Below are 14,006 nucleotides of genomic sequence, written 5' to 3'. Positions count from 1 at the left end.
ATCAGCTATGAAAATGTCATATTTTACCTATATTTTTAGCATAAATTTCATTTTACATACTGATAATATAAGAATTTCTCAATTTAATAACCTTTCTAAACCGGCTTTCACTTTTGTTACACAAATTAATAAACCGGAGACAGGTTGCTTATTTTCAATTCATATACCCTTCATACTTCGGAAGCATTTTCTCGTTCTTAGCCCGATATTCTTCCATTTCCGTCAGGATCTGATCCAGTAATTGTATGGCATTATTGATGTAGGTTCCTTTATTCAGCATCACACATTCGGATTTCAGGGAAGCGGTTGCATCTGTGATCTCCGACCTGGACGGGAGTCCTTTTTTAGCCAGGTTTTCCAGCACCTGAGTCGCCCAGATAACGGGAATATGTGCTGCACCGCACACTGCCAGGATCTCTTCCTGCACCAGTCCCATATGTCCCCAGCCGGTTTCAACCGCAAGATCACCTCTGGCGATCATGACACCCACATCACAGGTCTGCATCGCGGTCAGAAGTATAGTACGCAATCGGTCAACAGCAGGTTTTGTTTCAATCTTCAGAATCACCCCGATCTTTTGCATAGCATCATATTCTTTAAGTTTTGCAAAAAGATCTTCGACATCCTGCTTACTGCTCACAAAAGAGAAATTAACGATATCGGCGTGTTTCACTACAAAAGCAAGGTCTTCCACATCATCATCCGTCAGTCCTCTTATTCCAAGATCCGATTGTGGAAAATTAATCCCCTTTTCCGCTTTCAACTGGGCACCTCCAATGCGTGCACGGGTTATTTCTACGTCGAAATGATTCGCTGTTGATTCACGTACATGTCCTTCAATCTTCCCATCATCAAAGTGTACGGGTTCATCCAGCTTTACCTTTCCGAAAATTTCCGGCATCTGGCAGGATATATGAGCAGGAGCCAACAGATTACCCTGATCATCAAATTTTGCATTTTCGCCGGGTGTTACTGCTTTTGTAATGCGAAGTATATCTCCTTCCTTGAGTTTTAGTGATTGTTCCAGTGCCGGTATCTCACCTATAACTGTGGTCTGGAATGAATTACCATTTCGTTTTAATCGTATTCCGGATTCTAAATACGACTGCTTTTTACAATCGGCTATGGCCTTTCCATCCTGAACTTTGAGAACGGTAAGTTTTCTCTTTTTACCGCGGGTATCTCTGAAATTGATCTTGTCACCTTTCCTGAGTTTCTTTAACCAGCTTCCGTCAACGGGCAGGAATGCAGTAGACGAATCATGATGTTCTTCAGCCACGAAGGTGAATCTTGCAGGAACGAGTAACTGGCCCCTTTTATCCAGCTTTGGACCAATCTTAATAACCCGCGGACCGGGAGTGACTATTCCGGTTCGTATCTTTGGACCAGCCAGATCCATAGCGATCTTAACCGTTCTACCAGCCTCTTCTGCAGCTTTTTTTACATTTCCAATGATCTTTTCCCAGATCTCAGGCCCATCATGTGCACAGTTGATCCGTGCACAATCCATTCCATTCTCCACCATCGAATGTACCAATTCATAATCAAAGGCAGATTCTGTGGGTTGCGTCACCATGATCCGCACCCTGCGTCCCCCTCTTCTGGAGCCGAACAATGATAGGGTGTGGTCGGTGAGTAATTCATGTGCCTTATCAACATTTACACGGGTTTCGGGCTCACTTCCTGTACCGTTAAGGAAACGTTCCAGAATAAATCGTGCTCGCACGAGGCTCCATTTGATATGACCTTCTGCATGGGAAAACCCGGTAAGTCCGAGTTTGCGAAGTCCGCGTTGAAGTTCCGTGATATCATGTTTTCTCAGTGTCGTATAATGAACCAGATTCAATGCACTTTTCCTGTGGCAGGGAGCCACAGAATCTATACTTTCTCTGAAGGAAGGTTCCTCGGTTTCCAGATCCTGAATTATCCAATCCAGTCTGGATAACAATTGCTCAATATTATCTTTGTTGTATCCCACTTTTCAGCATGCTTAAATACGTAACAGATTGGTTCTTCCGGAAGGTCATCGCTTGGGAATTATGAACTGTTCTACGAATTTAAGACATATATACTACAATGCGAAGCACATTGAATGTTAACTATAACTCATGATGAATTCCAAAAATAACCACTGGGCTACAGCAACAACATCTACGTATCAATCTTATATTTCCATCTTGAAATCATACTGATGTGAATACCGGCTTCAATAGTAACCTGTTTTTCCTCAATTTTTCGTAACTTCATGATTACCTTTAACTTACCTGCGAATGATCACATTGCAGGTAAGTGATTTATTAACCTAAAACCACACATTATGTTACGCTGGACGATCATTTTTATCATCTTGGCTATCGTAGCCGCAATTTTCGGTTTCGGAGGCATTTCAGAAAGTTTTGCCGGTATAGCCAAAATTCTGTTCTTTATCTTTCTGGTACTTTTTATCGTTTCTCTGGTTACCGGTAAGAAACGTGTATAAATTTGAGTTATGTATTATCTCCCGGTAGCCTGTACCGGTTAATGACAAATAAAATTCTATGGAAAAACTAATCAGAGCTATTCTTGCAGGGTGGGGAGCTAAGAAAATCGGAGGCGGCCGCTGCGGCTGTATTGGTACCATTGTGGTATTCATTATTTTATATTGGCTTTTAGGATACGTGTTTAAAGTTTTCTAGCCCATATTTCTCTCCATCCTGACAATTGTCATTTGTTATACTTTCACAACGGCATAGATTTGTTTTTTAAATCAACACATTATGCCAAACAACGAGTTATTGCGAAAGTACAATGTCCCAGGTCCGCGTTACACAAGCTACCCTACGGTACCGTACTGGGATGAATCGACTTTTGATTCGAATTTGTGGGAAACAAATTTCCAAAGATCACTCCGCTCCTCAGATGCTGAGGAAGGCATAAGTATTTATATACATTTACCGTATTGCGAAAGCCTGTGCACCTTTTGTGGTTGCCATAAGCATATTACAAAGCAACATACCGTTGAAACACCCTATATCGATGCCCTGATCAGGGAATGGGAACTCTATACAGAATTATTTGATAAACGTCCTTTAATACGCGAGATTCATCTCGGCGGAGGCACACCTACTTTCTTTGCCCCGGAGCAGATTTCCAGATTGATCAACGGTATTCTGGCGCTTGCAGACAGACATCCTCAATATGAGTTCAGTTTTGAAGGGCATCCTAATAACACCACAAGAGATCACCTTCAGGCTTTATATGATGTTGGATTTCGAAGGGTTTCCTTCGGTGTTCAGGACTATTCCCCGATCGTACAAAAAGCGATCAACCGGGTACAGACCTTTGAAACCGTAAAGAATGCTACTCTCACCGCAAGAGAGATCGGATACACCTCAGTTAATCATGATCTGGTATATGGACTTCCTTTTCAGACCAAGGGTGATATCATCGACACTATGAATCTTACTATTCCGCTTATGCCGGAACGTATCGCCTTTTATTCCTATGCACATGTACCCTGGATCAAAGGCAACGGACAAAGAGGTTTTGATGAAAATGATATTCCTTCCGGACCCGAAAAACGCATATTATATGAAACCGGTAAGATTCTACTGGAAGAACTCAATTATAAGGAGATCGGAATGGATCATTTTGCCCTACCCGAAGATGCACTGTATGGCGCCATGAAAAACGGAGTACTCCACAGAAACTTCATGGGTTATACACCCTCTAAGACAGGGATCCTAATAGGATTAGGAGCTTCGAGTATCAGCGATTGCTGGAATGGTTTCGCGCAAAATGTTAAAGGCATCAATGAATATAAAGAACTGGTGTCCAGAAGTAAAATTCCGGTTTATCGGGGTCACATGCTTCTTGAAGAAGATCTGAAGATCCGCAGACATATACTCAATCTGATGTGTGCGATGAAAACCTCCTGGAAAACCAAAGCCGAACAATTTCCTGAACTTCCTTCTGTACTTTCAAAACTTAAAGAAATGCAGCAAGACGGACTCATCGAGATCTCAGAAAACGAATTGACCATAACCGATATCGGAAAAGCCTTTGTCCGCAACATTTGTATGGCTTTCGACCTTCGTCTGCAGCGAAACAAACCCGATACACAGCTATTTTCTATGACCGTCTGATCGGAATTTTCAATATTATAAACATACGATTAAAGAAAAAGAATCCTGATCAGGGTATCAGGGAACGATACATTCGGGATTTGCTTTCACCATAAGGTTCATATCGGCCGGTGAAAGATAGGGAATTCCAAGCCCTAGCCCGCGAAGTATAAAAACGAGTCCGATCAGAACTACGAAGACGGGTATGAGTTTTTGCAATCGTTGTCTGGTTTTTACCGAAATAAAATTCCCCAGATAGACCGCTGCACTCATCATGGGAATGGTGCCGATTCCAAACAGAATCATATAGATTCCGCTAATACCCGGGTCATGTACGGCAAGTGCACCGAACAACGCCATATACACCAATCCGCAAGGCAGGAATCCGTTGAGGATACCCATGGTAAAAAGTGCCTGAAATCGTTTCTTCCTGATGGTTTTACCCATCTGAGATTTCAGGGAACTGATAATACGACTCAAAGGATTGCTTAACCTGTTACCAAAGATGCGACGCAATGGTAAAAGTATGGTCAGGATCATCAGAACACCTATCACAATTGAAAGTCGCTGTTGCATTCCACTCATAAAAAATCCCTTTCCGACAAATCCGAACAACACGCCCAGAAATCCATAGCTTAACAGTCGCCCAAAATGATAGGTGAACATCTGAATGAACTTTCTGACCGGCTGATCATGATCGAGCGGCAGCATAAAGGCAATAGGTCCACACATTCCTATACAGTGCATGCTCCCTAAAAAACCAAATATGACCGCAGACCACAACATCAGTATCGTATTTCTTCAGTGGTCAGGTATTCAGCTCCTTCATATTGCCAGTCCACCGTTATATTCCAACGCCCTTCAACCAGTTTATCTCCGGGAACCAATACAGTGCTACCCTGAACTGCAAGAGGCACTTCAAAGTCCAGTTTCTTATTGGATGGGCGGTAGAAATAAATTTTTCCGGTTACTCCGGCCGGAACGACCTTGTCAGGGAATCGTAATAAGATTCCTTCCTCTGCCTTGTTCCAGGTGACCTCCATCCCTTCTTTCTGTGCTCGCTTTTCTTTTTCCATCATATGTTGAAAATCGAGTTCTTTCTTGTAATATTCCTCAGTAACCAGATCGTGATCATAACTGCTGTCGGTGTTGACCAATACCACAAAGTACATGATAAAGCCAATAAAAAGGACAAAGGCTATAACGATCCCGGTTCCCCAATTAATTCTGAATTTCATAACATAAAATTTTAATTCTTCCAACCACTGTTAACGGTAACTACGGGGTCCGAGAAAAGTGGTTGTAGTTGTTTCTATAAGTTTATCTCCGCTATACACGCCCAGTTTGAGCTTGGTATTATCTCCATCCAGCAAGGCCTTATCGATCTCAATGAAAAGTGTGCCCTGGGCCATACCCTGTTCTGGCACGGTCATACTATGTCCGGAAACCATTTTAACATCTCCCTCAGGTTCGATAAGCTTCAGGGTTACGTCATCGATCTCCTCGATCGTCTTATTGATGATTTTAAAGGTATAGACATTACTGATGATATGCTCTCCTTTATGCTCATATAATTGTCCGGGAAGCCGTAATACCGTGGCTTCAACATCATTTCTGAGGAATAGCATACCGGTCAGTAACCCGATTAGAATTACCAGAACCGCTGTATACCCTTTCAATCTGGCTGTAAAACGAAATCCTTTTTTCTTCTCGATATTATCTTCACTTGCATATCGAATCAGACCTTTGGGTAAATTCACCTTTTCCATGATGCTGTCACAAGCGTCGATACAAGCGGTACAATTCACACATTCCAGTTGTGTACCATTTCTGATATCGATTCCGGTCGGACAAACATGCACACATTGTGAACAGTCGATACAATCGCCGAAACCTAATTGTTCACGATCTTCTCCTTTTCTATACTTTTTACGTCCGTTCTCTGCTTCACCACGCTTGTGATCGTAGGCCACCACGATCGATTTATTATCGAGGAGCACCCCTTGTAATCTTCCGTAAGGACAAGCGATGATACATACCTGTTCGCGAAACCATGCAAAAATGAAATAGAATACCGCGGTAAAGATCAAAAGTGAAACAATGGTTGTAGCATGTGCTCCCGGGCCATCCTTCATATAGGCCAGTAACTGGTCGCCACCGATCAGGTAAGCGAGGAAAATGTTCGCGATCACAAAGGAAATAATAAAAAAAATCGTCCATTTAATCGTTCTTTTCCTGATCTTCTCTGCATTCCATTCCTGTCTGGCCAGTCGCATCTGCGCGCCACGATCACCATCTATCCAGTATTCAATGCGCCTGAACACCATCTCCAGAAAGATTGTCTGCGGACAGATCCATCCACAGAATATCCTTCCAAATGCTACCGTAAATAAGGTGATGAACACCACCCCGATGATCATAGAGATTACAAAGAGATAGAAATCCTGTGGCCAGAAAGGGAATCCAAAGATATTGAAACGGCGGTCTACAACGTTAAACAACAGAAACTGGTTACCGTTGATCTTAACGAATGGAGCCAATACAAGAAAGGCGATCAGAAAATAACTGACCCACTTCCTGTAATCATAGAATTTCCCACTCGGTTTTTTAGGATAGACCCAGGCACGTTTTCCTTCGCTGGTAACCGTACCTAGTGAATCCCTGAAATGTTCCTGATCTTGTTGTTCAGTCATGGCAATTAACTTCGCAGCCTTATGATTTGTTGCTAATTAGACTCCACCGAAACACTATCTGTAACCGTGGTTTCCGGTTCTTCAGCAGCTGTTTCTCCTTCCACTGTTACTGCAGGTGCATCCGGATCTTCCCATATATCCCCTTGCGGTTCCTTCGGATTAGCCGGAGTGGTTCCCTGAAGTGACAGCACATAGCTTGCTACCTGCGCGATCTCCGAGGGTTTCAGCGTCGCTTTCCAGGCGATCATACCTTTCCCGTCACGTCCGCCTTCAGAAATGGTGTGAAATACATTTTTAATTCCACCGCCCAGGATCCAGTAGGCATCGGTTAGGTTCGGACCAATTCCTCCTCCACCATCCTGCATATGACAGGCGATACAATTAGTCTGAAATATGGTTTCCCCCTTAGACAGGTCGGAAGCGTCGGTCAAAAGCGTTACGGTATTCACATCTACCAGATCCTTTGCGGTTTTCTTATACTCTTCTATGGCAATTTTAGCGTTTGCCATTTCTGTATCATACTCCTCAAATTGATTTTGGCCTCCCATGATCTCAAAGCGTACCAGGTAAATGGCTGCAAAGAGTATACTCACATAGAAACCATAGAGCCACCAGGGTGGCAAGGAATTATCGAGTTCCCTGATCCCGTCATAATTGTGATCGAGAATGATTTCACCCTCTTCTTCTATAGGAGTAGAAGCCGTCATTTTGCGATACAGCTTCTTATACCATACATTAGCACTTTTAGCTTTCTTACGGGCTTCCCAGATCGCCTTTTGTTCTTCCGTCATCATCGCTTCGGAAATATTGTTCATGGCATTCAACATAACCTCGATCCCGATCAGGGTGATTGTGAACAATACGATAAAAAGCAATACTTCAGGATATTCTATAAATGCAGGTTTATTCCCTGAATCGATCAAATATTCGGCACCGATCACTACCAGTCCGACAATTAACATTACTCTTAAATAGGATGAGAAATCTTTCATGGCTTATTCGTATTCCTGGTTATCTAATGGAAAATTGCTCACTTCGCTTATATAATCCTTTTTTGCGGTGAATACCCACCAAAAAAGCACCAGAAAGAACAGGAAGAATATCAACAGGGATATCATCGGATATATCTCAATACCGTCGATCGTGGCCATGTGGTCTTTTACAAACTTAAACATGATTATTTATTTTGAGCGGTTAGTTCTGTTTCACTGTTATCCTTGATCTTGATATCGGTGCCAAGTCGCTGCAAATAAGCGATCAATGCCACGATCTCACGATCTTTCATTTCTATAAAGTCCTCACCTTTAACCCCGGCGGCACGTTTATCCTCATCATAGGTCTTTTTGAAATCCGGATCGGTATAAAGGTTCTGTTCGATCTTAAGTCCCTGATCGTCCATTTGCTGCTGGGCACTGGCGATGTCTTCATCGGTATATGGAACCCCTAGTTTCACCATGGCCTCCATTTTTGCTTCTGTTTGCGACTTATCCAGTTCGCTCCTCAGCAGCCATTTATAGGAAGGCATGATACTTCCGAAAGATGTACTCTGTGGATCATACATATGGTTCAAATGCCAGTTATCTGAATATTTTCCACCAACACGTAACAGATCGGGCCCGGTTCGTTTACTTCCCCAGAGGAACGGATGATCATAGACATATTCTCCGGCTTTTGAATACTCTCCGTATCGTTCGGTCTCACTTCGGAACGGACGGATCATCTGTGAATGACAGCTTACACATCCTTCCCTGATATAGATATCACGACCTTCGAGCTCCAGGGGTGTATAAGGTTTTACACTACTGATCGTCGGGATGTTCGATTTCACCATAATGGTGGGGACGATCTGAATTACCCCTCCGATCAGGATGGCGATGGTAGCAAGAATTGTAAGTTGCACCGGACGTCTTTCCAACCAGGTATGGAAAGTTTCTCCGGCTAGTCTGCCTTTACGGATTCTGGTGAGTGCAGGTGCTTCGGCCAGTTCATCCTGAACCTTTGACCCTTGTCTGATGGTCATGATCGCATTATAGATACCTACCAGTACCCCGATCAGGAAGAAGGTTCCTCCAATGGCACGCATCCAGTACATAGGCATGATCTGAGCGACTGTTTCGAGGAAATTTCCATAAACCAGGGATCCATCCGGGTTGAACTGTTTCCACATGGAAGCCTGAGTAAATCCGGCCACATACATAGGCAATGCATATAAAATGATCCCCAGTGTACCGATCCAGAAATGGAAGTTAGCCAGTGGAAGAGAATATAATTTTGTTTTGAACATCTTCGGAATCAGGTAATAGATCATACCGAAGGTCATAAAACCATTCCAGGCCAGTGCACCTACGTGAACGTGTGCGATCACCCAGTCACTGAAGTGAGCAATGGCATTGATATTTTTCAATGAAAGCATAGGCCCTTCAAAAGTGGCCATCCCATATCCCGTGATCGCTACGACCATGAACTTAAGAACCGGATCGGTACGTACTTTATCCCATGCACCTCGTAAGGTAAGGAGTCCGTTGATCATCCCTCCCCAGGAAGGAGCGATCAGCATAATAGAGAATACTACCCCAAGATTCTGCGCCCAACCCGGAAGTGCGGAATACAGCAAGTGGTGAGGCCCGGCCCAGATATAGATAAATATAAGTGACCAGAAATGTACGATCGATAATCGATAGGAGTATACGGGACGATTAGCAGCCTTAGGAACGAAATAATACATGAGTCCTAAGAACGGGGTGGTCAGAAAGAATGCTACCGCATTATGTCCGTACCACCACTGTACGAGTGCATCCTGAACACCGGCATAAACAGAGTAGCTCTTCAAGGCATTCACCGGTAATTCCAATGAGTTAAAAATATGTAAGACCGCTACTGTAACGAAAGTCGCCAGATAGAACCAGACCGCCACATAGAGATGTCGCTGACGTCTTTTGAGAATGGTGCCGATCATATTGACACCAAATGCCACCCAGATAACCGCGATAGCGATATCTATCGGCCATTCGAGTTCTGCATATTCTTTGGATGTGGTGAAACCTAATGGCAATGAAATTGCTGCAGCCACAATGATCAACTGCCAGCCCCAGAAATTAAGGTTACTCAGAAAATCACTATACATCCGTGCTTTCAACAAGCGTTGCAGAGAGTAATAAACCCCTGCAAAGATCGCATTCCCAACAAATGCGAAGATCACTGCATTCGTATGCAGTGGGCGTAATCGGCCGAAACTCAACCATGGGATTCCATCGGTCAGGTTCGGAAAAATAAACATAAAGGCCAGTAATAGGCCCACCAACATTCCAACGGCGCCCCATAACATGGTTGCATAAAGGAATTTCTTAACGATCTTGTTATCGTAATAAAACTGCTGTACCTCCATTTGAATTATTTATTATTTGTTTGGTCAGAATTCTTTTCTTCATCCACGAGTTCATCCTCGAACAGCATGCGCACCGAAGGTGTATAACTATCGTCGTATTGTCCGCTTTTAACAGCGGTCACAAATGCGACAAAGAATACGATGGCAACGACAAGACTTACTGTGATCAATATGTAGATGACACTCATGTGGTTAGTTTATGTGAACGAAAATATAGGTACTGCCTCAATAAAAAGATGATAAATGTCATATCCCCATTTCTATTTCAGCTTTCTCCCGATCAAATTAGTTGTTAAGTTAGTGAAAATCACCACACTAACAGAACTCAAAGGCATTAAAATTGCCGCGATAACCGGAGACAATTTTCCGGTTACTGCGAAATATAATCCCACTGCATTATAGAGGAATGAAAGCAGGAAACTGATCTTAATAATATTCACAGCTTTTTTTGAGGCTTTCAGATAGGCTCCCAGATTGTCGAGTTTGGTGGCATCCAGAATGGCATCACAGGCCGGTGAAAAAACATTGACATTTTCAGAAATCGCCACACCAACATTACTTTGTCGCAGCGCTCCTGCATCGTTCAGACCATCACCTACCATCATTACATCAGCGCCTTCTTGCTGATGAAATTTTATGTAGTTCAACTTTTCATCAGGACTCTGATCAAAGAACAACTTGGTCTTTGAAGGTAAAAGTTTGGAAAGATTTTCACGTTCACTCGCATTATCACCGGATAGAACCGCCAGCTCATAGTTCCTGCTCAGGGATCTGAACAAAGCGGCCACCCCCGATCTGTACCGATTGAAGAAGGTATATTTCCCTTTATAATGATTGTTGATTCCGATATGAACCGAAGTCTTTAAGGCGGAGGTCACCTGACTGCTTCCTACAAAATTTCCACTACCCACTTTCACTTCCTGGTCACCGGATCGACCTTCGATTCCAAGTCCGGTATGTTCAGTAAAACTATCCAGAGGTCTGATACCATATTCACTTAACATATCATACAACTGCCTGCTAAGTGGGTGGTTTGAATTTCGCAACGTAGCACTTAACAATTGTTTCTCTTCTGCACTGAGGTCATTCCCCTCCCATAAGATATCGTTCTTATCACCGGAAGTTATGGTACCGGTCTTATCGAATACGATCGAATTGATCTTTGCCAGCCTTTCAATAACCTGAGCATTTTTGAGATAAAATCCGGATCTTCCGAAGATCCGAAGCATGTTACCCAGTGTAAAAGGAGCAGACAAGGCAAGGGCACAGGGACAAGCGATGATGAGAATGGCCGTAAAAACATTCAGTGCCTTACCCGGGTCGATCATCAACCAGAAGCCGGCGGCAAAGATCGCGATGCCAATGATCACGATGGTAAAGTATTTACTGATACGATCGGTTATTCCCTGAAATCCTTCTTCCTTCTCTTTTTCAAAGATCTCATTTCCCCAAAGTTGAACGAGATAACTTTGTGAGACCGATTTTAGCGCTTCTATCTCTAAAGCCCGACCGGTTTGCTTTCCTCCGGCCATCAGTTTTTCACCGCTCTCCACACGTACGGCTTCCGACTCTCCGGTAACGAAACTATAGTCGATCTTCCCTCCTCCTTTTATAAGAATGGAATCGACTGGAATAAGTTCAGCATTCCGGATCAGCAACCGATCCCGTTCCTTAATATCATAAAGTTGCACCTGTTCTTCAGTACCATCATTGAGGATGCGGGTAACACCAATCGGAAAATAACTTCTGAAATCTCTTTCGAATGAAAGGAAGTTATAGGTTTTTTGTTGAAAGAAACGCCCCAATAATAAAAAGAAGACTAGCCCGGTAAGACTATCGAAGAAGCCTTGTCCCAGATCGAAGATGATCTCCGCCAGGCTTCGGATGAATAATACCAGAATTCCCAATGCTATAGGCACATCGATGTTCAGTATCCTGCTTCTTATACCCTTCCAGGCCGAAATAAAATAATCGGAAGCGGCATAGAATACGACAGGCAAAGACATGGCGAACATGATATATCTGAAGAAAGGCTTATAGTGGTTAAGCCAAAACTCGTCGATTTCGAAATATTCGGGAAATGATAATAACATCACATTTCCAAAGGCAAATCCGGCTACTCCCAATTTATAGATGATAGAACGCTCAGGATCACGCTGTGGTTTTTCATAATCTTCAAGACTGATATAGGGCTCATAACCGATAGACGTTAAGAGGATCGCCAGGGATTTCAGATCGAGTTCATTTTTATTGAAAGTGATTCGCACGGACTTCTTTGGAAAATTCACTTGAGAAGCGGTAATTCCACGACTTAAGCGATTTAGGTTTTCAAGGATCCAAATACAGGAACTACAATGGATATGCGGAATATAAAAATTCACGACAGCTGTAGTCCCGTTATCGAATTCCAGTAATTTCTCCTGAATGGAAGGATTGTCGAGCGGTGCATAGGTCGTATAATCCGATTTTGGAGTTTTCCCGGCATTTTTTTCAAACTCATAGTAGGAGGTAAGGTCATTTTCGGCAAAGATCTCATACACTGTTCGGCATCCCTGACAACAGAAGTATTTTTCGTCAAAGATCACAGGATCATTATCGCAGTTCGTACCACAATGAAAACATGCTTGTTCCATAGAATTGGTTTATCCTATACAAAAATGCCTATCCAAGTTATTAAAAAATATGATAATTGTCATCTAATTCGTATTTTAGCGTGCTCATTAAACCACTTCGTACTTCTATGGGTAAATGCGATCAGTGCATCATACGACAACTAAGCTCCCTGGATCTTCTGACAAAGGAAGAACGCCTTCGTATTTCGGATCACAAAAGCGCTATTCAAATCAAGAAAGGTGAAACCATCTTTCAGGAAGGCGATCACATCGACGGGGTTTACTGTGTAAAATCTGGTATCTGTAAACTGACCAAACTCAGTGATAACGGAAGAGATCAAATCATCAAGTTCATCAAAAGAGGAGATCTTCTCGGACAACGAAGTGTCATCAGTAATGATGTGGTAAATCTTACCGCTACGGCAATTGAAGACATGGAGGTTTGTTTCATCCCAAAGAAAGATATACAGCAATCCTTTATGGACAATCAAAAATTCTCCGGTGATATGATCCGGGTGATCTGTACAGACCTTAGAAATGCTGATAATACGATCGTCAACATGGCCCAAAAACCGGTAAAGGAACGCTTAGCATCCTGTTTACTGGGTTTTGAAAAGGATTTTGGAAAAGATAAGGAAGGCTTTTTGGGAGTTCAATTGTCCCGGGAGGAGATTGCGGGGATGGTAGGTACCGCAACAGAATCGCTCATCAGAACACTTTCTGATTTCTCAAAAAAGGGTATGATCGAAACCAAAGGCAAAAGAATTAGAATTTTAAATACCCCGGCTCTGGAGCGTATTGCAGAAGGATTTTAGATCGACAATATCCACAGTTAGTTTTTGCTTATTTTCGTGAATACTCCCTTTTTCAGCTACCCCTTATTATATATATAGGAGTACAAACTTCTCCTGATACACCTCGAATCAGATAACTTTCCAAGAATTATTTTGCAATAAAATGAATAATTTCCATCTGGAATTTTCCCTGAAAAATCTTCAAAAGTCCTGTTTTAAGATTTTTTTAAGAAATATTTAAGAATTAGGTGGTACTCATCTTATTTTTGCACCCTTTTAACCTATAACGCCCTAATCTCAAACCTTTTCGCCCCTGACTCTCTTAACATTTTTAACAGGGATTCGCTTTATTAATTGCGCTTGATTTGCTACTTAACAGAATTTGCCTTACATATTTTTTCAAAAAAAATGTGGTGTTT

12 protein-coding genes are annotated in these 14,006 nt (G+C 42.6%); 3 read left to right on the top strand and 9 right to left on the bottom strand.

Features of this window, described 5'->3' with window-relative positions; all coding sequences use genetic code 11:
• Window positions 1-154 precede the first annotated feature (154 nt).
• Window positions 155-1,978: a pyruvate kinase gene (locus tag DMZ48_RS02760; RefSeq protein WP_143953561.1), complete on the bottom strand. Its 1,824-nt coding sequence runs from the start codon at window positions 1,976-1,978 to the stop codon at window positions 155-157.
• Between the two features lie 339 nt (window positions 1,979-2,317).
• Between DMZ48_RS02760 and DMZ48_RS02755 the strand changes: the two genes are divergently transcribed.
• On the top strand, window positions 2,318-2,479 hold the full coding sequence (locus DMZ48_RS02755; RefSeq protein WP_143953560.1) for a DUF1328 domain-containing protein: 162 nt from the start codon (window positions 2,318-2,320) through the stop codon (window positions 2,477-2,479).
• A gap of 277 nt (window positions 2,480-2,756) precedes the next feature.
• Window positions 2,757-4,124, top strand: coding sequence for an oxygen-independent coproporphyrinogen III oxidase (gene hemN, locus DMZ48_RS02750; protein ID WP_143953559.1), 1,368 nt, complete (start codon window positions 2,757-2,759; stop codon window positions 4,122-4,124).
• 57 nt (window positions 4,125-4,181) lie between these two features.
• Here hemN and DMZ48_RS02745 read toward each other — a convergent pair whose 3' ends face one another.
• The 8 genes from DMZ48_RS02745 to DMZ48_RS02710 form a co-directional block, all read right to left on the bottom strand.
• A complete protein-coding gene (locus DMZ48_RS02745) occupies window positions 4,182-4,889 on the bottom strand; it encodes a sulfite exporter TauE/SafE family protein (protein ID WP_143953558.1) in 708 nt (235 codons plus the stop codon).
• On the bottom strand, window positions 4,889-5,341 hold the full coding sequence (locus DMZ48_RS02740) for a FixH family protein (RefSeq protein ID WP_143953557.1): 453 nt from the start codon (window positions 5,339-5,341) through the stop codon (window positions 4,889-4,891). Before DMZ48_RS02740 ends, DMZ48_RS02745 begins: the two co-directional genes overlap by 1 nt.
• 30 nt (window positions 5,342-5,371) lie before the next feature.
• The gene (ccoG, locus tag DMZ48_RS02735; RefSeq protein WP_143953556.1) at window positions 5,372-6,796 is read right to left on the bottom strand and encodes a cytochrome c oxidase accessory protein CcoG; all 1,425 of its coding nucleotides are present in this window, start codon (window positions 6,794-6,796) and stop codon (window positions 5,372-5,374) included.
• Window positions 6,797-6,828: 32 nt separating this feature from the next.
• Complete coding sequence (locus tag DMZ48_RS02730; protein ID WP_143953555.1) at window positions 6,829-7,788, bottom strand: cbb3-type cytochrome c oxidase N-terminal domain-containing protein; 960 nt, start codon at window positions 7,786-7,788, stop codon at window positions 6,829-6,831.
• Window positions 7,789-7,791: 3 nt separating this feature from the next.
• On the bottom strand, window positions 7,792-7,971 hold the full coding sequence (locus DMZ48_RS02725) for a CcoQ/FixQ family Cbb3-type cytochrome c oxidase assembly chaperone (RefSeq protein ID WP_143953554.1): 180 nt from the start codon (window positions 7,969-7,971) through the stop codon (window positions 7,792-7,794).
• A gap of 2 nt (window positions 7,972-7,973) precedes the next feature.
• Window positions 7,974-10,181 carry a cytochrome-c oxidase, cbb3-type subunit I gene (gene ccoN / locus DMZ48_RS02720; RefSeq protein WP_143953553.1) on the bottom strand — a complete coding sequence of 736 codons (2,208 nt, stop codon included), beginning with the start codon at window positions 10,179-10,181 and terminating at the stop codon, window positions 7,974-7,976.
• Between the two features lie 5 nt (window positions 10,182-10,186).
• Window positions 10,187-10,369, bottom strand: coding sequence for a cbb3-type cytochrome oxidase assembly protein CcoS (gene ccoS / locus DMZ48_RS02715; RefSeq protein WP_143953552.1), 183 nt, complete (start codon window positions 10,367-10,369; stop codon window positions 10,187-10,189).
• Between the two features lie 72 nt (window positions 10,370-10,441).
• Window positions 10,442-12,814, bottom strand: coding sequence for a heavy metal translocating P-type ATPase (locus tag DMZ48_RS02710; protein WP_143953551.1), 2,373 nt, complete (start codon window positions 12,812-12,814; stop codon window positions 10,442-10,444).
• Window positions 12,815-12,894: 80 nt separating this feature from the next.
• Between DMZ48_RS02710 and DMZ48_RS02705 the strand changes: the two genes are divergently transcribed.
• Window positions 12,895-13,608 (top strand): Crp/Fnr family transcriptional regulator, encoded by a 714-nt coding sequence (locus DMZ48_RS02705; RefSeq protein ID WP_338420291.1) that lies wholly within the window; start codon window positions 12,895-12,897, stop codon window positions 13,606-13,608.
• Window positions 13,609-14,006 lie beyond the last annotated feature (398 nt).

Source organism: Robertkochia solimangrovi (genome assembly GCF_007279655.1).
In the GTDB taxonomy this organism is placed as follows: Bacteria; Bacteroidota; Bacteroidia; order Flavobacteriales; family Flavobacteriaceae; genus Robertkochia; species Robertkochia solimangrovi.
This window is presented reverse-complemented; position numbering and strand designations above follow the sequence as displayed.

What these genes read in the sequence shown, in the direction of transcription:
- DMZ48_RS02730 (WP_143953555.1), bottom strand. Translation starts at nt 7,788, where the DNA reads ATGAAAGATTTCTCATCCTATTTAAGAGTAATGTTAATTGTCGGACTG.
- DMZ48_RS02710 (WP_143953551.1), bottom strand. Translation starts at nt 12,814, where the DNA reads ATGGAACAAGCATGTTTTCATTGTGGTACGAACTGCGATAATGATCCT.
- DMZ48_RS02725 (WP_143953554.1), bottom strand. Translation starts at nt 7,971, where the DNA reads ATGTTTAAGTTTGTAAAAGACCACATGGCCACGATCGACGGTATTGAG.
- hemN (WP_143953559.1), top strand. Translation starts at nt 2,757, where the DNA reads ATGCCAAACAACGAGTTATTGCGAAAGTACAATGTCCCAGGTCCGCGT.
- DMZ48_RS02755 (WP_143953560.1), top strand. Translation starts at nt 2,318, where the DNA reads ATGTTACGCTGGACGATCATTTTTATCATCTTGGCTATCGTAGCCGCA.
- ccoN (WP_143953553.1), bottom strand. Translation starts at nt 10,181, where the DNA reads ATGGAGGTACAGCAGTTTTATTACGATAACAAGATCGTTAAGAAATTC.
- ccoG (WP_143953556.1), bottom strand. Translation starts at nt 6,796, where the DNA reads ATGACTGAACAACAAGATCAGGAACATTTCAGGGATTCACTAGGTACG.
- DMZ48_RS02740 (WP_143953557.1), bottom strand. Translation starts at nt 5,341, where the DNA reads ATGAAATTCAGAATTAATTGGGGAACCGGGATCGTTATAGCCTTTGTC.
- DMZ48_RS02745 (WP_143953558.1), bottom strand. Translation starts at nt 4,889, where the DNA reads ATGTTGTGGTCTGCGGTCATATTTGGTTTTTTAGGGAGCATGCACTGT.
- ccoS (WP_143953552.1), bottom strand. Translation starts at nt 10,369, where the DNA reads ATGAGTGTCATCTACATATTGATCACAGTAAGTCTTGTCGTTGCCATC.